This window comes from Bradyrhizobium sp. SUTN9-2 (assembly GCF_003122645.1).
Taxonomy (GTDB): domain Bacteria; phylum Pseudomonadota; class Alphaproteobacteria; order Rhizobiales; family Xanthobacteraceae; genus Bradyrhizobium; species Bradyrhizobium yuanmingense.
In genome coordinates this window covers 6742172-6765699 of sequence record NZ_LAXE01000001.1, presented here as the reverse complement: position 1 = coordinate 6765699, position 23528 = coordinate 6742172, and the positions used below count along the sequence as shown (strand labels likewise).

The 23528-nt window shown below is 64.5% G+C and carries 25 protein-coding genes; 24 read left to right on the top strand and 1 reads right to left on the bottom strand.

What is annotated here, in order from left to right:
- Positions 1–6 precede the first annotated feature (6 nt).
- The 23 genes from XF30_RS31350 (at position 7) to XF30_RS31240 (ending at position 20744) form a co-directional block, all read left to right on the top strand.
- Positions 7–450 (top strand): flagellar basal body-associated FliL family protein, encoded by a 444-nt coding sequence (locus tag XF30_RS31350; protein WP_109144818.1) that lies wholly within the window; start codon positions 7–9, stop codon positions 448–450.
- Complete coding sequence (gene fliP, locus XF30_RS31345; RefSeq protein WP_036007014.1) at positions 447–1187, top strand: flagellar type III secretion system pore protein FliP; 741 nt, start codon at positions 447–449, stop codon at positions 1185–1187. Before XF30_RS31350 ends, fliP begins: the two co-directional genes overlap by 4 nt.
- A 260-nt stretch (positions 1188–1447) precedes the next feature.
- A complete protein-coding gene (locus tag XF30_RS31340; RefSeq protein ID WP_057030125.1) occupies positions 1448–2356 on the top strand; it encodes a flagellin N-terminal helical domain-containing protein in 909 nt (302 codons plus the stop codon).
- A gap of 270 nt (positions 2357–2626) precedes the next feature.
- Positions 2627–3541, top strand: a complete 915-nt coding sequence (locus XF30_RS31335; protein ID WP_057030126.1) for a flagellin N-terminal helical domain-containing protein — start codon at positions 2627–2629, stop codon at positions 3539–3541.
- 294 nt (positions 3542–3835) lie between these two features.
- On the top strand, positions 3836–5461 hold the full coding sequence (gene fliF / locus XF30_RS31330; protein WP_036046274.1) for a flagellar basal-body MS-ring/collar protein FliF: 1626 nt from the start codon (positions 3836–3838) through the stop codon (positions 5459–5461).
- Positions 5458–6153 (top strand): hypothetical protein, encoded by a 696-nt coding sequence (locus XF30_RS31325; RefSeq protein WP_109144817.1) that lies wholly within the window; start codon positions 5458–5460, stop codon positions 6151–6153. The genes fliF and XF30_RS31325 overlap by 4 nt, the downstream gene beginning before the upstream one ends.
- Before the next feature lie 6 nt (positions 6154–6159).
- Positions 6160–7473, top strand: a complete 1314-nt coding sequence (locus XF30_RS31320) for a MotB family protein (protein WP_109144816.1) — start codon at positions 6160–6162, stop codon at positions 7471–7473.
- On the top strand, positions 7470–8645 hold the full coding sequence (locus XF30_RS31315; RefSeq protein ID WP_109144815.1) for a chemotaxis protein: 1176 nt from the start codon (positions 7470–7472) through the stop codon (positions 8643–8645). The genes XF30_RS31320 and XF30_RS31315 overlap by 4 nt, the downstream gene beginning before the upstream one ends.
- Complete coding sequence (gene fliK / locus XF30_RS31310) at positions 8642–9976, top strand: flagellar hook-length control protein FliK (protein ID WP_109144814.1); 1335 nt, start codon at positions 8642–8644, stop codon at positions 9974–9976. The genes XF30_RS31315 and fliK overlap by 4 nt, the downstream gene beginning before the upstream one ends.
- The gene (locus XF30_RS31305; protein ID WP_109144813.1) at positions 9927–10508 is read left to right on the top strand and encodes a transglycosylase SLT domain-containing protein; all 582 of its coding nucleotides are present in this window, start codon (positions 9927–9929) and stop codon (positions 10506–10508) included. The genes fliK and XF30_RS31305 overlap by 50 nt, the downstream gene beginning before the upstream one ends.
- Positions 10509–10614: 106 nt before the next feature.
- On the top strand, positions 10615–11847 hold the full coding sequence (locus tag XF30_RS31300; protein WP_109144812.1) for a flagellar hook protein FlgE: 1233 nt from the start codon (positions 10615–10617) through the stop codon (positions 11845–11847).
- A 34-nt stretch (positions 11848–11881) separates the two neighbouring features.
- Positions 11882–13357, top strand: a complete 1476-nt coding sequence (gene flgK, locus XF30_RS31295; RefSeq protein WP_109144811.1) for a flagellar hook-associated protein FlgK — start codon at positions 11882–11884, stop codon at positions 13355–13357.
- 3 nt (positions 13358–13360) lie between these two features.
- The gene (locus tag XF30_RS31290; protein WP_109144810.1) at positions 13361–14407 is read left to right on the top strand and encodes a flagellar hook-associated family protein; all 1047 of its coding nucleotides are present in this window, start codon (positions 13361–13363) and stop codon (positions 14405–14407) included.
- A 68-nt stretch (positions 14408–14475) separates the two neighbouring features.
- The gene (gene flaF / locus XF30_RS31285; RefSeq protein WP_157281887.1) at positions 14476–14820 is read left to right on the top strand and encodes a flagellar biosynthesis regulator FlaF; all 345 of its coding nucleotides are present in this window, start codon (positions 14476–14478) and stop codon (positions 14818–14820) included.
- Positions 14820–15230: a flagellar biosynthesis repressor FlbT gene (flbT, locus tag XF30_RS31280; RefSeq protein ID WP_109144808.1), complete on the top strand. Its 411-nt coding sequence runs from the start codon at positions 14820–14822 to the stop codon at positions 15228–15230. Before flaF ends, flbT begins: the two co-directional genes overlap by 1 nt.
- Before the next feature lie 15 nt (positions 15231–15245).
- A complete protein-coding gene (gene flgD / locus XF30_RS31275; RefSeq protein ID WP_109144807.1) occupies positions 15246–15665 on the top strand; it encodes a flagellar hook assembly protein FlgD in 420 nt (139 codons plus the stop codon).
- The gene (gene fliQ / locus XF30_RS31270; protein WP_025034323.1) at positions 15662–15928 is read left to right on the top strand and encodes a flagellar biosynthesis protein FliQ; all 267 of its coding nucleotides are present in this window, start codon (positions 15662–15664) and stop codon (positions 15926–15928) included. Before flgD ends, fliQ begins: the two co-directional genes overlap by 4 nt.
- 75 nt (positions 15929–16003) lie before the next feature.
- Entirely contained in the window at positions 16004–18085 is a 2082-nt protein-coding gene (gene flhA / locus XF30_RS31265; protein WP_109144806.1) for a flagellar biosynthesis protein FlhA, read from the top strand.
- A complete protein-coding gene (gene fliR, locus XF30_RS31260) occupies positions 18082–18834 on the top strand; it encodes a flagellar biosynthesis protein FliR (protein WP_036007054.1) in 753 nt (250 codons plus the stop codon). Before flhA ends, fliR begins: the two co-directional genes overlap by 4 nt.
- A gap of 7 nt (positions 18835–18841) precedes the next feature.
- On the top strand, positions 18842–19261 hold the full coding sequence (locus tag XF30_RS31255) for a hypothetical protein (protein WP_036007058.1): 420 nt from the start codon (positions 18842–18844) through the stop codon (positions 19259–19261).
- Complete coding sequence (locus XF30_RS31250) at positions 19258–19737, top strand: rod-binding protein (RefSeq protein ID WP_192893305.1); 480 nt, start codon at positions 19258–19260, stop codon at positions 19735–19737. The genes XF30_RS31255 and XF30_RS31250 overlap by 4 nt, the downstream gene beginning before the upstream one ends.
- A gap of 39 nt (positions 19738–19776) precedes the next feature.
- Positions 19777–20289, top strand: coding sequence for a flagellar biosynthesis protein FlgN (locus tag XF30_RS31245; protein ID WP_109144805.1), 513 nt, complete (start codon positions 19777–19779; stop codon positions 20287–20289).
- Positions 20286–20744: a hypothetical protein gene (locus tag XF30_RS31240; RefSeq protein ID WP_036007081.1), complete on the top strand. Its 459-nt coding sequence runs from the start codon at positions 20286–20288 to the stop codon at positions 20742–20744. The genes XF30_RS31245 and XF30_RS31240 overlap by 4 nt, the downstream gene beginning before the upstream one ends.
- A 233-nt stretch (positions 20745–20977) precedes the next feature.
- Here the strand turns inward: XF30_RS31240 and XF30_RS31235 are convergent, their stop codons facing one another.
- Positions 20978–21748 carry a response regulator transcription factor gene (locus tag XF30_RS31235; protein ID WP_192893304.1) on the bottom strand — a complete coding sequence of 257 codons (771 nt, stop codon included), beginning with the start codon at positions 21746–21748 and terminating at the stop codon, positions 20978–20980.
- 819 nt (positions 21749–22567) lie between these two features.
- Here XF30_RS31235 and XF30_RS31225 point away from each other — a divergent pair.
- Positions 22568–23524, top strand: a complete 957-nt coding sequence (locus tag XF30_RS31225) for a hypothetical protein (RefSeq protein ID WP_109144804.1) — start codon at positions 22568–22570, stop codon at positions 23522–23524.
- Positions 23525–23528 lie beyond the last annotated feature (4 nt).

The window sequence follows — 23528 nt, the reverse complement described above, 5'->3', positions numbered from 1 at the left end:
GACGCCATGCGCCTGATCGCTGCCATCGTCGTGCTGACCCTGATCGCGATCGGCGCGGGCGCGATTGCCGGTCTGCATCTGATCGCGACCGCCGAACGCGTTGCCGACGCCAAGAAGAACGCCGCATCGCCGCCGATCGCGTCGAGCTACGCCGGCAGCGCGCGGCTCAGGAAATTGTCTCCGATCGTGACCAATCTCGCCGCGCCGGCGAACAATTGGGCGCGCATAGAAGCCTCGATGGTGACCGACAGCATGAGCGACGAGGATGCCGGCATTCTGGCCGCCCACATCAGCGAGGACATCGTGACCTATCTGCGGTCGGCGACGGTCGCGCAGTTCGAAGGATCGCGCGGGCTCCAGCATCTGCGCGACGACCTGACCGAGCGCGCCAATATCCGCTCGTCAGGCAAGGTCCGCGAATTGATCATCGAGACGCTGGTGATCCAGTGAGGGTGAAAGTCCTGCTGCTCGCGCTGGTTCTGGTCGTGCTGCCCGAAGCGGCGCTGGCCCAAATTCCGGACCTGAATTCCCTGCTGCCGCCCGGAAACGGCTCGACCAGCGGCCGGATCATCCAACTGATGGCGCTGATCACGGTGCTGTCGGTGGCGCCGGGGCTGCTGATCATGGTGACGAGCTTCACGCGATTTGCGGTGGCGTTGTCGTTCCTGCGCGCAGGTCTCGGCCTCCAGACCACGCCTGCCAACCTGGTGCTGATCAGTCTCGCGCTGTTCATGACCTTCTATGTCATGGCGCCGACCTTCGACCGGGCCTGGGAGAGCGGCGTCCAGCCCCTGATGAAGAACGAGATATCGGAAGAGGAAGCCTATCTGAAGATCACCGATCCGTTCCGCGAGTTCATGCTGGCCCATGTCCGCGACAAGGATCTCCAGACCTTCGAAGCGCTCGCCGCCGAAAGCTTCCGCAGGAAGTTCGACGACAAGCGGGTCGATCTGCGCGTCATCATTCCGGCCTTCATGATTTCCGAGCTCCGGCGCTCGTTCGAGATCGGATTCCTCATCATCCTGCCGTTCCTGGTGATCGACATGATCGTGGCGACGCTGACCATGTCGATGGGCATGATGATGATGCCGCCGACGATCCTCGCGCTGCCGTTCAAGATGCTGTTCTTCGTGCTGATCGACGGCTGGAATCTGCTGGCCTCCGGGCTGGTCCGCTCGTTCTCGTGAGCACCGAGCGCCGGCCGGCCCTTTATGGTTAAGCGATACGCACTGGTTATAGTTAGCAGTGCGTAATATTAACCATATGATATTACTGCAGAATTCAGTCTCACCTTAATCCGGAAGCAAGATTCGGCGTGCTAGCAATGCGGCACGGCGGGTTGGACCCACACAGATCGGTCCAAAGGCATGATGCCGCCCTTCCGTACCGGTGAAAGCCCGGTATGTCCCCTCGAAAATGTAAACGCGTACATAAAGGGACATTCGCAATGTCAAGCCTGCTTACGAACTCGACTGCCATGACCGCACTCCAGACCCTGCGGTCTGTGGGTTCGCAGCTCTCCACCACGCAGAACCGGATCTCGACCGGCCAGCGCGTCGCCACCGCGTCGGACAACGCCGCCTATTGGTCGATCGCAACGTCGATGCGCTCCGACAACGCTGCGCTCTCGGCGGTGTCCGACTCGCTCGGCCTGTCGGCCGCGACCGTCGACACCGAATATACCGCTCTGACCTCGGTGATCGGCGACAAGGATTCGGGTCTGACCAAGCTCCAGGCGCTGCTGGTTCAGTCCAAGACCGCAGGTATCGACCGCACCAAGATCCAGGCGGACATCACCCAGATCCAGCAGGACATGAAGCTGAAGGCCAACTCGGCGACCTTCAACGGCATCAACTGGCTGAGCACCACGACGGGTACCACCCCGACGAGCTTCAGCCTCGTGTCATCCTACTCGCGCGTCGGCGGCACGCCCACCATCGGCTCGATCACGGTGACGACGGCCAACTACACGCTCTACTCGACCACGCAGACCGGCATTCTGGATACCGTGGCCGGCAGTGCGTCGGTCGACACGATCAACATCGCCGCGCTAACCGACTCGGCGGCCGACCAGACCACGCTCGATGGCTACATCGCGCAGGTCACGACTGCGATCAACTCGGTGGCCTCGGCCGCCGCCAATCTCGGTGCCGTCAAGAACCGTATCTCGACCAACACGAACTTCGTGAAGTCGCTGATGGACTCGGTTGACCGCGGTGTCGGTCAGCTCGTCGACGCCGACATGAATGCGGAATCCACCCGCCTGGCCGCCCTTCAGGTTCAGCAGCAGCTCGGCGTGCAGGCGCTCTCGATCGCCAACAACAGCAGCCAGAGCATCCTGTCGCTGTTCCGCTAAGACGGAAGTCATCGGGGGAGGGCCGCGCTTCTCGCGAATCGCGGCCCTTTCGCTTGGACATGGCCACGCGCGCCCAAGTCCGGCCGCCTGTTGCGGCCGGAACACAGGGCCACAAGCCCCGCACAAGCTTCGCTCGCTAACCTCGCCGCTACGACAGATTGGGCCTTGAACCCGCGTTTGCGGCACGCCCAAAGGCATGACGCCGCCCTGTCGTACCGGTGCAAGCCCGGTATGTCCCCAACTCAAGTCAATCTTCAAAGGGACATCAAAATGGGTTCTAGTCTTCTCACCAACTCCTCCGCCATGACCGCGCTGCAGACCCTGCGGTCTGTCAGCACGCAACTCGCCACCACGCAGAACCGGATTTCCACCGGTCAGCGCGTGTCCACCGCCTCGGACAACGCCGCCTATTGGTCGATTGCGACCTCGATGCGCTCCGACAACGCCGCGCTGTCCGCTGTCTCCGACTCGCTCGGCCTGTCGGCTGCCACCGTGGACACCGAATATACCGCTCTGACCTCGGTGATCGGCGACAAGGAATCCGGTCTGACCAAGCTCCAGGCGCTACTGGTCGAAGCCAAGACCGCGGGTATCGACCGCACCAAGATCCAGGCGGACATCACCCAGATCCAGCAGGACATGAAGCTGAAGGCCAATTCGGCGACCTTCAACGGCATCAACTGGCTGAGCACGACGACGGGTACCACCCCGACGAGCTTCAACCTCGTGTCGTCCTACTCCCGCGTCGGCGGTACGCCCACCATCGGCTCGATCACCGTGACGACCGCCAACTACACGCTGTACTCCACGACGCAGACCGGCATTCTGGATACCGTGGCCGGCAGCGCTTCGGTCGACACGATCAACATCTCCGCGCTGACCGACTCGGCGGCCGACCAGACCACGCTCGATGCCTACATCGCGCAGGTCACCGCCGCCATCAACTCGGTGGCCTCGGCCGCTGCCGATCTCGGCGCGGTCAAGAACCGCATCTCGACCAACACGGAATTCGTCAAGACCCTGATGGACTCCGTGGATCGCGGCGTCGGCCAGCTCGTCGACGCCGACATGAACGCGGAATCGACCCGCCTTCAGGCCCTGCAGACGCAGCAGCAGCTCGGCGTTCAGGCGCTGTCGATCGCCAACCAGAACAGCCAGAGCATCCTGTCGCTGTTCCGCGGCTAAGCGGCGCTCTCGAAAACGACCGTGCTCCCTCAGGGAGCACGGTCTCCGCCGTGATGGTGGGCGCCGACTCGCGACGTGCCGGCAATCGTACCTTCGTCATCGTCTTGCGACCTGCCGCAGCCGGTCGGGCCGCAATGCGCCCGGCGCTCGCTCGCGGCTGCCAAACCGATTGCGTCGCCCCGTCTTGCATAATTGCAACGCCTCGCCAGCGAACCCACGCATTCGCGCCTCGCGCAACCTTCAGACAAGGTTGGCAGCTGAGTGTCGTCACCATTCGCATTGGTACGAGGTCATATGCTCAGTCGTGCGCAGGTACAGCAACTGCTCAACAATCTGCTGGAGCTTGGGCCGCGACGCCTGATGGCCTTGGGACTGATCGGTTTTGCGGTTCTCGTCACCGTCGTCGGCGGCGCCTATTATCTCAGCCGCCCCGAGTTCGAAACGCTCTACACCGGCCTCACCCGCGAAGACGTGACGCGCATCGGCGCGGCACTGCGCGAGCAGAACATCACCTTCGACGTCAATTCCGCCGGCGATGCGGTCTCGGTGCGTCCGAGCCAGACCATGCAGGCGCGGATGCTGCTTGCCGAGAAGGGACTGCCGACCAGCGCCAATTCCGGTTACGAGCTGTTCGACAAGATCGGCTCGCTCGGGCTCACCTCGTTCATGCAGGAGGTCACCAAGCTGCGCGCGCTCGAAGGCGAGATCGCCCGCACCGTCCAGCTGATGAAGGGCGTGAAGGCGGCGCGCGTGCATATCGTGCTGCCGGTGCGCGGCTCGTTCCGCGCCACGCAGCAGCCGCCTTCGGCATCGGTCGTGCTGCGCACCGACGGCGCGATCGAGGCGCGCACGGCGCAGTCGATCCGGCATCTCGTCGCCGCCGCCATTCCCGGCATGAGCCGCGACAAGGTGACGGTGCTCGACGCCGACGGCTCGATGCTGCTCGCCGAAGAGGACGAAGCCAGCGCCGCGCCGACCAAGATGGCGAGCCTGCAGAAGACGGTCAGCGGCATGGTGCAGGAGAGCATTCGCAAGGCGCTGACGCCGTATCTGGGCCTCGACAACTTCGAGGTGAGCGTCGCTCCGCAGCTGTCCACCGACAAGCGGCAGATCAACGAGACGGTCTACGATCCCGAGAACCGCGCCGAGCGCTCGGTGCGGGCCGTACGCGAGAAGGAATCCTCGCAGAACGCCGACCGCTCGTCGCCGACCACGGTGCAGCAGAATCTCCCCGACCAGCAGGTGAATGCGGGCGGCGGCAAGAACTCCAGCGAGGACAAGACCCGCCGCGAGGACGTCACCAATTTCGAGGTCTCCTCCAAGACCACAACGACGGTCAGCGACGGCTATTCCGTCAAGAAGCTGTTCATCGCCGTCCTGGTGAATCGCGCTCGGCTGGTCGCCGATCTCGGCGACAAGAGCAACCAGGCCATCATCGACAGCAAGCTCGCCGAGATCAGCCAGCTCGCGGCGACCGCGGGCGGATTGGACAAGGCGCGCGGCGATCAGATCCAGGTGACGGCCGTCGATTTCATCGAGGGCTCGCGTGAGCTGGCGCCGGTGCCGCCGATCAGCTTCGTCGAGATGATCAACAAGCAGCTCGGCAGCGTCATCAACGCGATCACGATCCTGGCCGTGGCTTCGATGCTGGTCTGGTTCGGGCTGCGGCCGGCGGTCAACGGCATCCTGACCCATCGCGCGGAGCAGGAGCAGGCCGAGGCGGCCGAGGCCGCCCAGCTCGAGGCCTCGGCGGCCCTTGCGCTGCCCGACGGCGAGGAGGCCGAGCTCAACCTCGTCGAAGACCTCGAAGGCAAGATGCAGCGAACGCCGCAGAAGCGGCTCGAGCAGATCGTCCGGCTCGATCAGATGCAGGCGGCGGCGATCCTTAAAGACTGGATGCGACGCGAGGAGGCGGCATGAACGCGGCAATCGGAAAACTCCTGACGCAGTTCGATGCGAACGGCCGGGTCAAGTCGTCGCCGCCGCCCCCGCCTCCAAAAATCCAGGACGTGCTGACCAGGCCAAAGGAGGCGAGGCGCGATCCGCAGCCTCAATCGCAGCCGCAGGCCCATACGCAGCTTCAGGCTCAGTCCCTGGCGCCCGCGACGGAAGCGCCGCCGGTCAATCTCCTGGACGATGCCTATCGGCGCGGCCATGCCGCGGGCGTCGCGGAAGGCGACGCCAAATTGGCCGAGGAGCGCGTCCGCAGCGCGATCCGGCTCGGCGAAGAGCGGGCCAAATGGTCCGACCAGCAGGCGGTCGCGATCGTCAGCGGCTTCGAGGCGGCCTGCCGCGAGATCGAGACCAATATCGCAAGCTCCGTGGCGCGGATCCTGCTGCCGTTCCTCGCCGATGCGGTGCGCGACAAGGCGATCGGATCGCTGGTCGAGCAGATCGCGGCGCTGACCGGCAGCTCGTCGGCGCCCGCCTTCAAGGTCACCGGCCCGAGCGAGCTGCTGGACCTCGTGAAGACGCAGCTCGAGGCGTCCAGGCGAACGGGCATCGCATACGTGGCCGCCGAGACGCTCGAGGTGCGCGTCGTGGCCGACCAGACCGTGATCGAGACGCAGATCTCCGCCTGGAGTGAACGCCTCAAGGAAGCGCGCCGGTAGTCCGCCATGGAGGAGGTCAAGCATGAGATCGTGATCGTCCGCCGCCGCAGCGCCTTCGCCGAGGAGGCGCATCACGGCGGCGTCTGGAAGATCGCCTATGCGGACTTCATGACCGCGATGATGGCGTTCTTCCTGGTCATGTGGCTGCTCAACGCGCTCAACCAGGACCAGAAGCAGGTCGTCGCGAGCTATTTCAATCCGATCAAGCTCGCTGAGAACTCACCTGCCCCAAAGGGCCTCAAGGATCTCTCCAACAAGGAGCCGTCGTCGTTCGAAGGCCAGGACGGCAAGCGTCAGCCGGCCGGTACGAACGAGGAAAGGCGCGGCGATTCTCCGACGGCTGAGAAGCCGGCCTCTTTCGAGGAGAAGGTCCTGTTCCGTGACCCCTATGCGACGCTCGCCGAGATCGCCAACAGCGCGAACCAGTCGACGGGCCAGCGGCGCGCCGGCGCTCTGACCGCCGCTGAAGGGGACGGCCTCAAGGGAGGCGATGCCTATCGCGATCCATTCGATCCGGGCTATTGGAAGCTGGCGCCACAGGCGTCCAAGGACGCCGATCGCTTCATCGAGAGCGAGCCGAAGCCGAATGCCTCCGCGCGAGACGGCGCAGCCGGAGCAAATCCGGGCGAGGTGCAAGCGCGCCGGAGCAGGACGGATGATGCCGGCGGCAACGTGGCTCCGGGCCCGGAGAGCTCGTCCGCAAGCCTGTCGCCGCTGATGCCGCCGGGCGCCGCACCGACGCAGTCGCCGCGCGAGGGCAGCGCCCAAGCTGGCGTCCAGGTGAGCACCGCCCCGCAGGCTCGTCCCAACGATGCGGCGAAGGAGCCGGAGGCGCGCGACGCGGCGCAAACACAGCAGCCCACCCTCAAGCAGCTTCAGTCCGCGGTCGCGGAGGCGCTGTCGGACATCAAAGCAGGGGCGGGGCCGGCGGCCGAGGTGCGTCAGGTCGAGGAAGGGCTCCTGGTCAGCCTCACCGACGATGCGAGCTTCGGCATGTTCGCGGTCGGCTCGGCGGAGCCGCGGCCCGAGCTGATCCGCGTGATCGACAAGATCGGGCCGCTGCTGATGAAGCGCCAGGGCATGATCATCGTCCGCGGGCATACCGACAATCGGCCGTATCGATCGGAAACCTACGACAATTGGAGGCTGTCGACCGCGCGTGCGCAGATGGCCTATTACATGTTGGTCCGTTCCGGCGTCGATGCGCGGCGGATCGAGCATATCGAAGGTTACGCCGATCGGCGGCCGAAGCTCCCGAACGATCCGGCGGCCGCCCAGAACCGCCGGATCGAAATCCTGATCCGGGAGAAGCGACCTTGATCAGGCTGCTGCGCCGCGCCGTCTTGCTGCTGCCGTTCATCGCGGCAAATGCGCTTGCCCAGCCTGCACCCCAGGGCAGCGAACCCTATGAGCTCGTCCGCGCGCTGCAAGCGGTGCAGGACGGCATCGCCAATGGCGACACCGCCGCACATGGCAGTCATATCGCGCTGATCCGGCAAATCGGCGAGAAGTTTCTCGCGGCCGATCCCGCGGTGTGGAGCAATCCGCGGAACGGCCAGGCGGTCGTTATCTACCTGCTCAGCGGCGGTGCGCCGCAAATCGTCCGCAAACTGCCGCGCGACAAGTTGAACGTCGACGAGCGGCTGTTCAACGGTGCGCTCGCCTATGTCGAGGGTCGCCAAGAGGAAGCACGGGAGCTGCTCAAGGAGATCAAGCCGCGGACGATTCCTTCGGGACTGGGCGGACAGGTCGCGCTGGTTCAGGGCGCGCTGTTCGCGCGCGCCGAGGCCTCGCTCGCGATCGAGCGCCTGGACGATGCGCGCCTGCTGTTGCCCGGCACGCTGGTCGAGGAGGCGGCCCTGCGGCGCGAGATCCTGCTGGTGGGGCAGGCGGAGGATTTCGAGAAGTTCGAGTTCCTGACGCTGGCCTATATCCGCCATTACCGCAACTCGATCTATGCGGGCGATTTCTGGCAGCGCTTCTCCGCGGGGCTGACGCAATCGAGCCTGGCACTCGACGAGCGCCGCTTTGCGCGGATATCAGCCTTGCTCGAGCAGATCGATCGCGCCAGCCGCCTCAAGCTCTATCTCATGATGGCGCGCGCCGCGATGGTGCGCGGACGGCTGACCGTGACCCGGCTGGCCGGCGAGCGGGCATTGACCCTCAGCGCGGATACATCGGCGGAACGCGAGCGCGCCCATTTCTTCCGCGGCGCCTCGCGCGTGCTCACCGACGAATATGACGGCGGTCTCGCCGAACTGAAGGCGCTCGACCGGTCGAAGCTGCCCGAACGCGACGTCCCCCTTCTCAATGCCACGGTGCAGCTCGCGCTCGACGTTCGCAAGCCGTTCGCGGGCGGATCCGCCGCGGCAGCGGACAAGCCTCCGGCAACGCCGGCGCGACTCGATTTGGCGTCATCGACCGCGACGCTCGCACGCGCGCAGAAGCAGCTCGGGGAGCTCGAACTCCTGACCAAGGATCGCCGGCCATGACCAAGCTCAGTGGAACCTCCGGACAGCTCTTCAACGGTCTCGCCGAGAGTCTCAACATGCGCGCGGCAAAGGGTACCGCGACCAAACCACAGGCGAACTCGTCCTTCAACGATCTGCTCCACACCGTCTCGAATCTCGCCAAGCAGGCGCTGAGCGAAGACGGCAGCGAGGCGGCCGCGAAGACCAGAACGCTGCGCACGTGTCCGATCCATCCGGCCGAGCAGGAGCAGCCGAAGGAGGCGGCGCTGCGCGAACGCGTCGCGACCATTGCTGATCCAAAGTCCATGGACGAGACCTCCGACACCAAGTCCGATAAGCTGGCGGAGAAACCACGTCCGGTCGATCATCTCACCGGGACAGATCGCCAGGATCAATCCGGCGTCGCTGTGATGGTCGGGCAGGAGATCGCTGCTGTTTCTGCCGTGAAGCCGCAGATGCAAGTGCCCTCCGCAGACAAGGACGCGCCCGCGCGCGATGAGCGGTCAACCTCGGCGAAGCACGAGGCACCGGGCGCGGTGAAGGCGGCGACCGGCGATGCCGGTCCATCCAGTCCTGCCGCGGCCGGCGCGCGCTCGCAGGCGGCGGCTTCGCAAGCGATGGCGGCGTCGCAATCTGCGCTGACGCAAGGTGCGGAAGCCTCGAGCGCAAGGCCGGCATCACCCGGCTTCGAGGCGGTCACGGCCGATGTCGAGCGCGCTGCCAAGGCTTCGGCGCGCCCCGCGCTACCCGAGACGACCAAGGTCACCGTGGTCCAGCAGGAAACCCATCTGCCACCGGCGCAGTTCAACGCCCCGCAGCAGGTTGCCAATGCCGTCGTCGCCGAACTGAAGGAGTCCTCGGCACCGGCTGCGTCCGCGGCACCCAATCTCGCCGCATCCCAGACCAACGCACCGGATCAGCCGCTCAGAATCCTGACGGTCAATCTCGAACCGCCCGCGCTCGGCAACGTCACGGTGCGCCTGCGTCTCGTCGGCACCGAAGTGTCCGTCCAGCTCGCGGCCGAGCGCAAGGACACGAGCCAGATGCTCGACCAGCAGCGCGACCAGATCCGCGAGCTCATGCAGTCGGCCGGCTACGTCGCCGACGTCGCGCCGGTCCAGCACGGCTCGCTGGACGGATTCCAGAGCGGCTCCGGCCAGTCCCAGCCCCAGCTCTCGGGCCAGCAACAATCCTCGCCGCAGTCGCAAGGCGCGTTCGGCGGTGCCGGCACGTCGTCGGGGCAATCCGACGGCGGCGCAAAGCAGGCCCGCGAGGGGCGCCAGTTCAACCAGGAGACGCGTCATGAGCAGGACGTGGCGCCGCATCACCGTCGCGGCCCTGTTTATCTGTAACGCGAGCGCTTCGGAAGCCGCCGCCGAGACTGCGCGCCCCTGCGAGCGCGAGATGGCGCGCGCGGCCCGGCAGCATGGGATTCCGCTCGGCATTCTCTATGCGGTCGGCCTCACCGAGACCGGCCGGCGCGGCGCGCTCCATCCTTACGCGCTCGGGGCCGACGGCCAGACCGTGTTCGCGAAGGACATCAACGATGCAATCGCGAATTTCGAGGCCATGCGCAGCAAAGGCATCAAGCTGATCGATCTCGGCTGCATGCAGATCAACCATTATTATCACGCCGAAAAGTTCGCTTCGGTCCGGGCGATGTTCGATCCCGCGGGGAACGTCGAGTACGCCGCGCGCTTCCTCAAGGAGTTGAAGCAGCGCGAAGGCAGCTGGACCATGGCGGTCGCGCGCTACAACGCGGGCCCCAACAATCAGCCGGCGCAGAAGCGCTATGTCTGTCACATCGTTGCGCATCTCGTCTCGAGCGGTTTCGGCGCGTGGACGGACAAGGCGCGCTCGTTCTGCCGGCCCAAGACGAGCTGAAGCAGAGCTGACCGGACCACGACAAGTTGTGCATCGCGCCCAATCATCAGCCCCGCGCAAGCAAGAACCCCCATTGTAGCTGCAACCTACCAAAGGAGCCCAATTCATGAGCCTGTATGGTGTTATGCGCACCGGCGTTTCCGGGATGAACGCGCAGTCCAACAAGCTGTCGACGGTCTCGGACAACATCGCCAACGTCAACACGACGGGCTACAAGCGGGCTTCCACGGAATTCTCCTCGCTGATCCTGAAGAGCGGCTCCGGCAATTACGATTCCGGCGCGGTCGAAACCAAGGTCCGCTATGCCATCAGCGACGGCGGCAATACGCAGTATACCACGTCGACCACGGACCTCCGCGTCCAGGGCAATGGCTTCTTCGTGGTGTCGAACGCCAACAACACGCAGCAATATCTGACGCGGGCCGGCTCGTTCGTGCCCGACAGCCAGGGCAATCTGGTCAACGCGGCCGGCTTCTATCTTCTGGGCCAGCCGGGCAACGTGAGCAATTTCTCGCAGAACAGCCTGTCCGGCATGCAGATCGTCAACATCGCCCAGGTCTCGCAGGTGCCGGTGCCGTCGACGGCGGGGACGCTCACGACCGGCAATTTGGATCCGAAAGCGGCTGTCATTGCTGGTCCGCCCGGCCCGGCGTCATATTCATCGAAGAGCTCGATCGTGGCCTACAACAATATCGGCCAGGCCGTTACGCTCGACGTCTATATGTCCCACACGGCGACGGCTGCCGGCTCGGATACCTGGCAGATCGGGGTCTACGACTCCGCGACGGGCACCTCGCTCGGCGCCGCCACCACTTTCACCTTCGACACCACGGCGGCCGGCAGGGGCGCGCTCGCCGCGGCGAGCCCGACCGGTCTCGCCTTCACCGTTCCCGGAGGTGCGGCGATGACCTTTGACCTGTCGAACTTGACCCAGGTCGGCACCGACTTCAGCTTCAAGGCCACTGTCAATGGCAGCGTTCCCTCGGCGATCGACAAGGTCGATATCGACGATGCCGGCCATGTGACGGCGATCCTCAAGAACGGGCAGCAGCTGACGCTCTACACCATCATGCTCGCCGACGTCGCGAGCCCCGACAATCTGACGCCCGAGCCCGGCAACGTCTATTCGACCAACATGAATTCCGGCAACGCGCAGGTCGGAAATGCCGGCACGGGTGGGCTCGGCACGATCCAGTCCAGTGCCCTGGAGGACTCCAACGTCGACCTTGCGGACGAACTCACCGGCATGATCGAGGCCCAGCGCGGCTTCACGGCGAACTCGAAATCGTTCCAGACCGGCTCGGATCTGCTGGATGTCGTCGTCAACTTGAAGCGCTGAATTCCTCGGCGCTCGTTTCGGGCAAGAGCACGCCATGTCGCTTACCGCCGCTCTCAACTCGGCTCGCTCCTCGCTCATGGCGTCGAGCGTTCAGTCGTCGGTCATCTCGCGCAACATCGCCGGTGCCAGCGCCACCGGCTATTCGCGCAAGCTCACCGTGCTGGACAATCTGCCCGGCGCCGGCGTCTATGTCGCGGCGATCCAGCGCGCCGCCAGCTCGGGCCTCTACAACAACGTCCTGATCGCGACCTCGTCGTCCGCCAAGCAGACCGCGATCTATGACGGCCTGCAGAAGATCGCCACCGCGACGGTGGACGATCCGGAGCTCGACCAGTCGCCGACGGCGCAGCTCAACGCGCTGAAGCAGGCGTTGCAGAAATATGCCAACGCCCCTGACAACGCCACCCTGGCGCAGGCGGCCGTCGCGTCCGCCAAGGACATGGCGACCGCGCTCAACCAGGCGACCCGGACCGTGCAGTCGGTCCGCGAAAGCGCCGATGCCGACATGAAGACGTCGGTTCAGAATATCAACCAGTTGCTCTCCCGGTTCGAGACCGTGAACACCGCGATCGTGAAAGGCACGATCTCCGGCGACGACATCACCGACTATCTCGATCAGCGCGACAGCATCGTCTCGCAGCTGTCGCAGGAGGTCGGCGTCAACATGTCGATCCGCCCCAACGGCGACGCGGCGCTCTACGCTGACAGCGGCGTGGTGCTGTTCGACAAGACGGCGCGGACGGTGAGCTTTGCGCCGACGAATGCCTACACCGCCGGCACCACGGGCAACGCCGTCTACATCGACGGGGTCCCGGTGACCGGCGCCAATTCGGTGATGCCGCTGAAGTCGGGCAAGCTCGCAGGCCTCGCCCAGCTGCGCGACCAGGACACCGTCACCTATCAGGGCCAGCTCGACGAAATCGCGCGCGGCCTGATCAATACGTTCAGGGAAAGCGATCAGACCGCCGCGGCGCTGCCCGACGTTCCCGGTCTCTTCACCTATCCGGGCGCGCCGGCGATGCCGGCGAGCGCGACCGTCTCGGTGGGCCTCGCCGGCACGATCTCGGTCGCGGCCTCGGTCGATCCGAGCCTGGGCGGCAACCCGAATCTGCTGCGCGACGGCGCGATCAGCGGCAACCCCGCCTACCAGTACAACACCGCCGGCAACGGCGGCTATTCGGCCCGGCTGCAGCAGCTCATCGGCGGCATGGATGCCTCCCAGCCGTTCGACGCAACGACGCAAGGCAAGCCGAGCGGCAGCCTGATCGACTTCGCATCGTCGTCGGCGAGCTGGATCGAAAATCAGCGCAAGGTCGCCAACGACAACTCCGAGTACCAGAGCACATTGCTCAACCGCAGCATCACGGCGTTGTCAAACGTCAACGGCGTCAACATGGATGACGAGATGGCCTTGATGCTTCAGGTCGAACGCACCTATTCGGCCTCGTCGAAGATCATTTCGACCGTCGATGAAATGCTGCAAAGCCTGCTGGCCGCCGTGGGGAACTGAGCCATGATGAGCGCAAACTACGTTTCCACCCTGATGCTGTCCTCGTCGTTGAGGTATTCGATCACGAACAACCAGGCGGCGCTCACCAGGGCCTCGACCGAGGCGACCACCGGCCGCTTCTACGACGTTGGTCTGGAACTCGGTGCGACGACGGGAAGCGACCTCACGCTGCGGGCGGACTGGAGCTTTGCCGACCAGCTCGTCGACACCAACGGTCTCGTCTCGGGACGCCTGGACGTGACGCAGAACAGGATCACCCAGCTCAACAAGACCGCGACCGACTTCCTCAAGGATCTGATCGCGGCCCGCAGCACCGACGGCGGCGGGCGGGTCATCCTGCCGCCTGCATCCTCCAATCTCCAGGACCTGATCGGCGCGTTGAATGTCTCCTATAACGGCTCGTCGCTGTTCTCGGGCATCAACACGCAGAACGCGCCCATCACGCCGTACGCCGCGGGCTCGGCCAGCAAGAACCAGGTCGATGCCGATTTTCTCGCGGCCTTCGGCTTCCCGCAATCCTCGCCCGCCGTGGCCACCATTACGCCGGCCCAGATGCAGACCTTCCTGGACACCACCTTCGATGCCGGGTTCGCGAGCCCGGCCTGGAACACCAACTGGTCCTCTGCGACGGACCAGACCATGCAAAGCCGAATCTCCACCACCGAGATCGCGGACACGTCAGTGAGCGCCAACGAGATCGGCTTCCGCAGGCTCGCCGAGGCCTACACCATGATGGCCGATCTCGGGAACGTGAAGCTGAGCCAGGAGACGTTCCAGGTCGTCGTGGACAAGGCCATCGGGCTGGTCGGCAACGCCATCAACGATCTCGCTGCGCTCGGCGGCAGCGTCGGCACGGTTCAGCAACGGGTCACCACCGCAACCGCCAAGCTCAAGACGCAGCAGGACATTCTGAACAATCAGATCGTCGGAATGGAAGCGGTCGACCCGACCGAAGCCTCGGTCCGCGTCAATACGCTGCAGACACAGATCCAGACCGCGCTGGCGCTCACCGCGCAGCTCCAGAAGATCAGCCTCATCAATTATCTCTGAGCCAAGGCTGCGCTGTCAGGCTCGTAACCTTTGTCCAGTTGTTCGGTCTCCTGCGAAGAGTGGTCCTGATGACGTTTGAAGCCTATGAAGCGGTCGTTGACGAAAGTGGCTATGAGGCGCGCAGCCGGGAACGGCAGGCCCTCAGCCTCGGCATCGACCGGCTCGAGCGGATCCAGAAGGGGCGTTTCAGCCTCGAGGATCAGGTCGAGAGCCTGCTCTATGTGCGGCGGCTGTGGACGATCTTCATCGAGGATCTCGCGCACCCGGACAACGGGCTGCCGGACAAGCTGCGCGCCGACATCATCTCGATCGGGCTGTGGGTGGTCAAGGAAGCCGATCGCCTCCGCGAGCAGCGGTCGAGCGACGTGGTGCAGCTCATCGAAATCAACCGCCTGATCCGAGACGCGCTTTAATGAAGATCTCCTTGCGCGCGGGCGAACGGATCTACATCAACGGCGCGGTGCTCCGCGTCGACCGCAAGGTCTCCGTCGAGCTCGTCAACGACGTGATGTTCCTGCTCGAAGGGCAGGTCATGCAGGCGTCCGACGCCACCACGGCGCTGCGACAGCTCTATTTCATCGTCCAGCTCATGCTGATGAACCCGACCGACGTCCGCGACGCTGCGGCGCTCTACGCCCAGCATCACGCGGCCCTCTGTGCCGTTTGCGAGAACCGCGAGATGCTCGATGGGCTCGGCGCGATCGACGAACTGGTCGGGGCGAGCCGCTATTTCGAGGCGCTCAAGCGGATTCGCGCGCTGTTTCCGGTGGAGCAGGCCATCCTGGCCGGCGCCGCCGCCGTTTCCCCAGTCGAAGCTGCCTGACAGCGGAGAGGCAAGATGAACGTCAACAGCGCGACCGACAGCACCAGCAGATCCAGTTCGACCGACACCAACTCGACGACGTCGAGCAACAGCGTGGACTACAACACGTTTCTTCAGCTCCTCATCGCCCAGATGAAGAACCAGGATCCGACCAATCCGATGGACACCGCGGAGTATATGAGCCAGTTCGCCCAGCTCTCGACGGTGGAGCAGGCGATGCAGACCAATTCGAAGCTGGACGCATTGTTGTCTTCTCAGTCCTTGTCGCAGGCCAACGGGCTGATCGGGAAGACGGTCAGCTTCACCGACTCGACCGGCGCGACCTTCAGCGGCAAGGTCGTCTCGGTTTCCATCAACAGCGACGGCTCCATCGCGACGCTTCAGGACGGCACCAAGGTCGCGGTCGGACCCGGACTCACGATCAGCCAGTCATGAACGAGCGGGACGCCCTCGATATCGTCCAGGCGGCGATCTGGACCATCATCGTCGCCTCAGGGCCCGCGGTCGGCGCTGCCATGCTGGTCGGCACCGTCATCGCGCTGATCCAGGCGTTGACCCAGATCCAGGAGGTGACGCTGACCTTTGTTCCGAAGATCATCGTCATTCTCCTGGTCGTTGCCGTCTCCGGCTCCTTCATCGGCGCGCATCTGTCGACCTTCACTGAGATGGTCTATTCCAGGATCGAGCGCGGCTTCTGATCCGGACGGCCCGGCACCATCCCCGCGTAAGCTTTGCGCGGCAGATTGCGGGCGGACCCCTCTGCCGGTGACCCCATGGCCGATACGTTAGCTGCTAGCCCGCCCAATCAGCGCCGCCTCGGAACGGATGCCTTTTTCGCCGCCGGCATCGTGACCATGCTCACGATCCTGTTCCTGCCGATTCCTCCGATCCTGATCGACCTCGGCCTCGCGTTCTCGATCGCGCTTTCGGCCCTGATCCTGATGGTGGCGCTCTGGATTCAGCGCCCGCTCGACTTCTCTGCTTTCCCGACCGTTCTGCTGATCGCGACGATCCTGCGCCTGGCGCTGAACATCGCGACGACGCGCCTGATCCTGTCACGGGGCGGGGAGGGTGAACATGCGGCGGGCCATGTCGTTGCAGGCTTCTCGAAGTTCGTCATGGGCGGCGACTTCGTGATCGGTCTCATCATCTTCGCGATCCTGGTGACGGTGAATTTCGTCGTGATCACCAAGGGCGCGACGCGTATCGCCGAAGTCGGCGCCCGTTTCACCCTGGACGCCATCCCGGGCAAGCAGATGGCGATCGATGCGGACCTGTCCGCCGGCTTGATCGACGACAAGGAAGCGCAGCGACGGCGCCGCGAGCTCGAAGAGGAGAGCGCGTTCTTCGGCGCCATGGACGGCGCCTCGAAATTCGTCCGTGGCGACGCCATTGCCGGTCTCATCATCACCGCGATCAACATCTTCGGCGGCATCGTCATCGGCGTCACCCATCACGGATTGACTCTGTCCCGCGCGGCCGACGTCTACACCAAGCTCTCCGTCGGCGATGGTCTGGTGTCGCAGATGCCGGCGCTGATCGTGTCGCTGTCGGCGGGCCTCCTGGTCTCCAAGGGCGGCACCACGGGCTCGGCGGAGCAGGCGGTGCTGCGGCAGCTCGGCGGCTATCCGCGCGCGGTGTCGGCCGCCGCGCTGATGATGTTCGTGCTCGCTTTGATGCCGGGACTGCCGATGGCGCCGTTTGTGCTGCTTGGGGGTGTCATGGCCTTCGTCGGCTATTCGTTGCCGAAGCGGCAGGCTGCGCTGAAGCAGAAGGAGGAGGCCCGCAAGGCCGACGAGCGCGCGCAGGCTGAGGCCAAGGAGTCCGTCAAGGAGCAGCTCAAGACCGCCGAGATCGAGCTGGCGCTCGGCGGCCACCTTTCGGTCCATCTGTTGGGCTCGCGCACCGAGCTTGCCCACCGCGTGGCCAAGATCCGCAAGAAATTCGCCAAGCAGTACGGCTTCGTCATTCCCGAGATCAAGCTCACGGACAATCTGTCGATCGATCCCAAGAGCTACCAGGTACGGATTCACGACACGCGCGTTGCCCATGGCGAGCTCAGGCTCGGCGAGGTGCTGGTGCTGGTCGACAAGGACGGCAAGCCCGACGTGCCGGGCGACGAGGTGATCGAGCCCGCGTTCGGCATGAAGGCGCTGTGGGTGACGGAAGCCTTCACCGACGAAGTCAAGCGGCAGGGCTGCAAGCCGGTCGACAATCTGTCGGTGCTGCTCACGCATTTGAGCGAAGTGATCAGGGCGAACCTTGCCCAGCTGCTGTCCTACAAGGACATGCGTGCCCTGCTCGACCGGCTCGATCCCGAATACAAGCGCCTGGTCGAGGATCTCTGCCCGTCGCAGATCTCCTATTCGGGCCTGCTGGCGATCCTGAAGATCCTGCTTGCCGAGCGCGTCTCCATTCGCAATCTTCACCTGATCCTCGAGGCGATCGCCGAGATCGCGCCCCATGTGCGGCGCTCCGAGCAGGTGGCGGAGCACGTTCGGACCCGGCTCGCCCAGCAGATCTGCGGTGATCTCTCCGACAATGGCGTGCTCAACGTGGTTCGTCTCGGCAACCGCTGGGACCTCGCTTTCCACCAGAGCCTGAAGCGCGATGCCAAGGGGGACGTCGTCGAGTTCGACGCAGACCCGCGCCTGATCGAGCAGTTCGCGACCGAAGCCAGCGCCGCGATCCGGAAATTCACCGAGAGCGGCACCAGCGTGGTGCTGGCAGTGACGCCGGAAGCGCGCCCCTATGTCCGGATGATCCTGGAGCGGGTGTTCCCGACTTTGCCGATCCTGTCGCATGTCGAAGTCGCGCGCAGCGCCGAGATCAGGGCGCTCGGAGCCATATCGTGATCTCAGGGCTCGCCGACAGCGTGCTGGTGACGTTCATCGTGTTTTGCCGCATCGGCGCCTGCCTGATGCTGGTGCCCGGCTATTCCAGCGTCAACGTTCCGCCCCAGGTGCGCCTGTTCGTCGCACTGGTCACGACGTTTGCACTGACGCCGATCCTGATTGCCGTCCTGAAGCCGCTCACGGACAACGCGGCTCCCCTGACGCTCGCGCTCCTGATCTGCTCCGAGCTCGTGGTCGGCAGCGTCATCGGGCTCGGCGGCCGCGTGTTCTTCCTCGCCCTCCAGACCATGGCGACCATGATGGCGAGCGCGATCGGGCTGAGCAACATCCCGGGCACACCGATCGCCGACACCGATCCGGCGCCGGCCCTGGTGCCGCTGATCATGGCGGCCGTCACCACGCTGTTCTTCATGACCGATCAGCACTGGCAGGTGCTGCGGGGGCTGATGAACTCCTACGACGTCTGGAAGCCCGGCAGCAGGCTGGGCGGCAGCGTCGCGCTCGAGCTGCTCGTCGGCCGCCTTTCGGAAGCGTTCGTGCTGACGCTGCGGATCTCGAGCCCTTTCATCGTCTATTCGGTCATCGTCAACCTGGCGGTCGGCCTGATCAACAAGCTGACGCCGGCCATTCCGGTCTATTTCATCTCGGTGCCCTTCGTGCTGTTCGGCGGCTTCCTGCTGCTCTACCTCACCAGCGACGAGCTGCTGACGCAGTTCATGCTGGGCGTGTCGTCGTGGCTGGCGGAGTGACCGGGTCATGACATCGCGCGCGGACAAGCTCGGCCGGATGGTCTCGCTGGTGAAGCTGCAGCTCCGGCTCTCCGAATGGCAGCTCGCGCAATTGCGGCAGCAGGAGCGCAGCCTGCAGGACGAGCAGGAATGGCTGGTCGGAGCCTTGAACGATGGAAAGCCGCCGGCGGGATCGTCGAACGAATCGATCGCGCGGCGTCTCAACAGGGCGAGCGTCGGCGCCCGTGCGGTGCAGGCGCAGGCCGCGCAGCAGCTCGACCAGGTTCGCCGGGAGACCCGCCGCGTGAAACAGCTCGAGGAGGTCGCCAAGGCCGCACTCGCAGACAAGCTCCGCGATGCCGAGAAGCGCTCGCTCGAGGACATGACGGGAACGAGCCTTACCGTGCACGCCTGGACGCCACAGCCAGCCAACCGGAACAAGACATGATCGTGACAGCGACGCCCGACCTCGTCCTCGACGTCCTCGAAGCCGCGGACCCCGCGACGCAGCGCGCCGCGACCGCGAAGCTCGACGCGCTGAAATCGTCGGACGCCGGTTTCGCCGCCACGATGGAGGCGGAAGTCGGCAAGGCCAAAGCGGCGACCGCCGATCAAGCCGCGGCGAAAGTCGCGGAAGCGCAGTCGGGTGCCGTGAATGGCGCGCCGGTGCAGGTGATCAAGGCGCCGGCATCCGGCGAGGTTTACCGGAAGTTCGAAGCCTTCATCCTCCAGACCTTCGTCGAGACGATGTTGCCGAAGGAGTCGGAGGAGGTCTTCGGCAAGGGCACGGCTGGCGGCGTCTGGAAGTCGATGCTTGCAGAGCAGCTCGGCAGTCAGCTGGCAAAGGGCAACGGTGTCGGCATCGCCCGGCAGCTCGCCGCCGCGCATCCGGCTGGACCGGACGCTGCGAAGGCCAAATCATGATCCGCGAACGGGTGATAGAAGTTGAGAGGTGAATTTCCAATGCAGGCACAAGAAGGCGCGGTGGCCGTGGCGATGGACCAGGCGGTCGCGGACACCGAGATGATGACGACGGAAGCCGCAGCGAGCGATGCGCTGCTGCCCGTGCTGCTGCCGATCGGGGGTGACGAGGCAAGGGTCGACGCCGCGGACACGGTGAGATCGGACGAAATGCGTGGCCTGCTGGCCGCAATCCGCCGGCTCGCAGGTATCGTCGAGGAGGAGACGACAGCGCTCGCGACCGGCCAAAAGATCGATTTCGACGATTTCAGCGCGCGGAAGAGCCGGAGCATGCTCGAGTTCGTCCGCCTGATGCGGGCGCGGATGCACCTCGGCGGCGAGGTCGAGATCACCGAGGAGATTCAGCGGCTGCGCGAGAAGCTCGAGCGGAATCGCTCCATTCTGGAAATGCACTACGACGCGGTCCGCGAAGTCGCGGGCATCATCGTCAAGGCGGTCAAGGACGCCGAGTCCGACGGCACCTATACCGGTCGCACGGCGCAGGACGGAAAATGATCAGGCTGGTGCTGGCCGGGCTCTGGGTATGCATCCTCACGGCGGGCACGAGCTATGCCGTCGCCTATTGGAAGGAGAAGGGCAGCCTGCTGCCGGCGAAGGACGAATATCTCGAAGGGTTGCAATATCACAAGACGCGGGCGCTGAGCGTGCCGATGGTCGAGAACGGCAATGTCCAGGGCTACATCGTCGCGCGCTTCGTCTACACCATGGAGGCGCGGACCATGCACCAGCTGAACGTCCCGCCGGAGCCGTTCGTCGTCGACGAGGCCTTCCGCAGGATCTACGCCGACGATCGTCTCGACTTCAGGAAGCTCGCCCGTTACGACCTCGCCATCCTGACGACGGCCATCAAGCAGCGCGTCAACGAACGGATGCAGGGTGACATTGTCCAGGACGTCCTGGTCGAGGACTTCAACTACGTCTCCAAGGAAGAATTCCAGCAGAAGCCGTAGCTCTTTTCTGCGGCCATCCTTCGAGAGGCCGCTACGCGGCTCCTCAGGATGAGGACGGAATGCGCGGCGCCAGTCTCAGCGCGCACCGCGGCCGATTAGCCTCATCCTGAGGAGGCGCGTCAGCGCCGTCTCGAAGGACGAGGCGTGCGCTCAGCTCGCCGCCAAAAGTGTAACGGCCTCCGCGAAGCTGCTTCGCAGAGGCCGTTGCCGGTTCGTGGCGCTGTCCTGCCGTGTCAGTTTCCGGCCGGGTATGCCGCGGGGGCGGCCTGCGCCCGGTTCAAGAGGATGCCGACGTCCTCGAGCTCCTGCACCGGCTCGTCGAGAGTTTCGCCCGCCGGGATGTTGAGGCGGTAGCCGACGTAACGCCTTGCCACGATCGCGTCGAAGCCGAGGCGGTCGCGGAGCTTCTTGCGCAGCTTGCTGACGTGGCTCTCGATCACGCTCTCGTCGAAGGTGGACTCGAAGATGCCGTAGACCGCATTGAAGATCTGCGTCTTGGTGATCCACTTGCCGTGGTTGGCCACCATATATTCGAGAATGCGCAGTTCGCGGCGGGGCAGGGTGAGGGCGTGGCCCGCGATTTCGGGATCACGGCCGTTGAAGAAGACCTGGATCCTACTCTCGCAGGGCCTCGGCAGCTCGCCCACCCGGCGGCGCGCGATCGCGGCCGTTCGTGCCAGGATCTCGCGCAGGTGGATCGGCACGTGTACGACGTCGTCCACGCCCGATTCGAACAGCTCCAGCGTGTTCTTGAGCATCTTCTGGCCGCTCATGGCGATGATGGGAGCCGAGGAGCGCTTGCGCATCGCACGCGGCAGGCTTCCGCGGGCATCGCAATCCCCGAGGAGAAAGGCGTCCACCGCCGCCAGATCGGATTCGCTCGCAGATTGCAGCCAGTCCCAGAATTCTCCGGAGGAGAACCCGATCGACGATACGCCTTCGCGAACGAGCCCTCCGACATAGCTGTTCGCGACGCTCTCACGATCATCAACGATAATATACATCAGTCTTTCGCCCCTGTTTCGCACTTGTTGCGGCCGGTTGGTTGTTGTGATGCGCCGGCTCGGCAACGATGCTGTTTGACGACATTCCATCCCGCGAACCGTTGTTGTGGTTTCGATATTCGCGGGCAGCCCTACGCGTTCAGTGCCTGCGTCTCGCAGGCCTGTTACTTCAACTCGATACTGAAACGCTTACTGCGTGAGGCTCGGCGGGTGTCTTACTGATCACCTCGCGGAGCAGATTGAGAAACGACCTAGAACAGTTGCGCCAAGTTGCTCATCGCGTCCGAACACTGCTGAACCATGTCGATCTCCTCGCCAACTGGCGAGAATCACTTGAGTAGAACCGTAGCGATTGCCGATTCCCGATCAAGCGTGCGAAAGAAAGCGATTGCTACACGCACTTGATGCTGTTGATTTGTTTCTGGTTGTTTCTTGATGCATCCAAACGTATCAGTTGATTTCGATACTGAACTAGTTTTGCATTGTGATGGTTGTATAGTTCCGCATCCCCGTACAATTACAGCTATTTCGGGTGGTGCTCCGAGGCACGCACATTGATGGGTTTTCAACCCCGGATTGACTCTGGAACTCGCTTTTCCGCATGCGGAAGTTCGACTCACGTCTGCGCCGCGCCTCCAGCTTGATGAAATCTTGGCGAGTGTGTGTCTTTCGAGTCGCACTATCGCCACGTGTATGGCGCAATCGACTCATGCGACGTCGCATCACGCGCGATGAACGGCTTTCGACCCGCACGTTTCAGGCAAGCTTCGACAGATAACGTCGTCGCTCGACAGACCGAACCGAACGGAGCATTTTCATATGTTGTCCGATGGACAAGCTCGTCCCAACGCGACCGCGGACGCTTCCGCGGCGGCGAAGCCAGCGCCAGAGGCGAGCGATTCAATGGACAACGCGGCGCGGACGACCAAGCCTGCCGCGAGTGCAAAGCGCGTATCGGCGACGGCGAGCGACGAGGCTCTCGCAAAGGAGGCACTCGACGGCTTGAAGCGGATTCGTGCCAAGGCCCGCCTCGACAAGATGGCGATCCCGAAGCCGGCGCCGGTCGTGATCAAGCCGGCCGTGATCGTGGCGAAGCCGCCGCCACCCCGTCCGACCTGGGTCGCGCCGCTCGCAACTCTGGCGGTCGCTGCCATGCTGGTGGTCTGCGCCTGCACCGGCGTGATCGCCTATCTCACCACGCAGCCCGCGCCAAACAACGTTGCGGCCAATGCGGAGATCAGGAATCTGCGCGAGACCGTCGCGCAACTGCGCAAGCAGGTGTCGAGCGTGTCTGAAAACCTCGATGGCTTGCGGACCGCGGTCGATCAATCCAGCAAGGTCACGAACGATCGCTTCGGCCGGTTTGCCGAGAATCTCGACCGGATCGAGCGGGTGAGCTCGTCCTCTACGGTGAAGCTCGACAAGCTCGCTCAGGTGCAAGCCCAAGCCCAAGCTCCCGCGCCGGCGACGGTGCAGACGCAGCTGGTGTCAGCGCAAGGGCCGATGATGGCCGCGGTCGCCGCGCCCGAATTCACGGGATCGGTGCCTGCACCCGAGCGTGCATCGGCGCCGCGCAAGGCGATCAAGGGCTGGTCGGTCCGCCAGGCCTATGAGGGAATTGCGATCCTGCAGGGCCCGAACGGTGTCATCGAAGCCGTGCTGGGACAACAGGTGCCCGGCCTTGGCCGCATCGAAGAGATCAGGAACGAGAACGGGCGCCTGGTGGTGGAATCAAGCGGCGGCGTCATCTATTCGTCGCGCAAGGCAACGCCCTGAACGA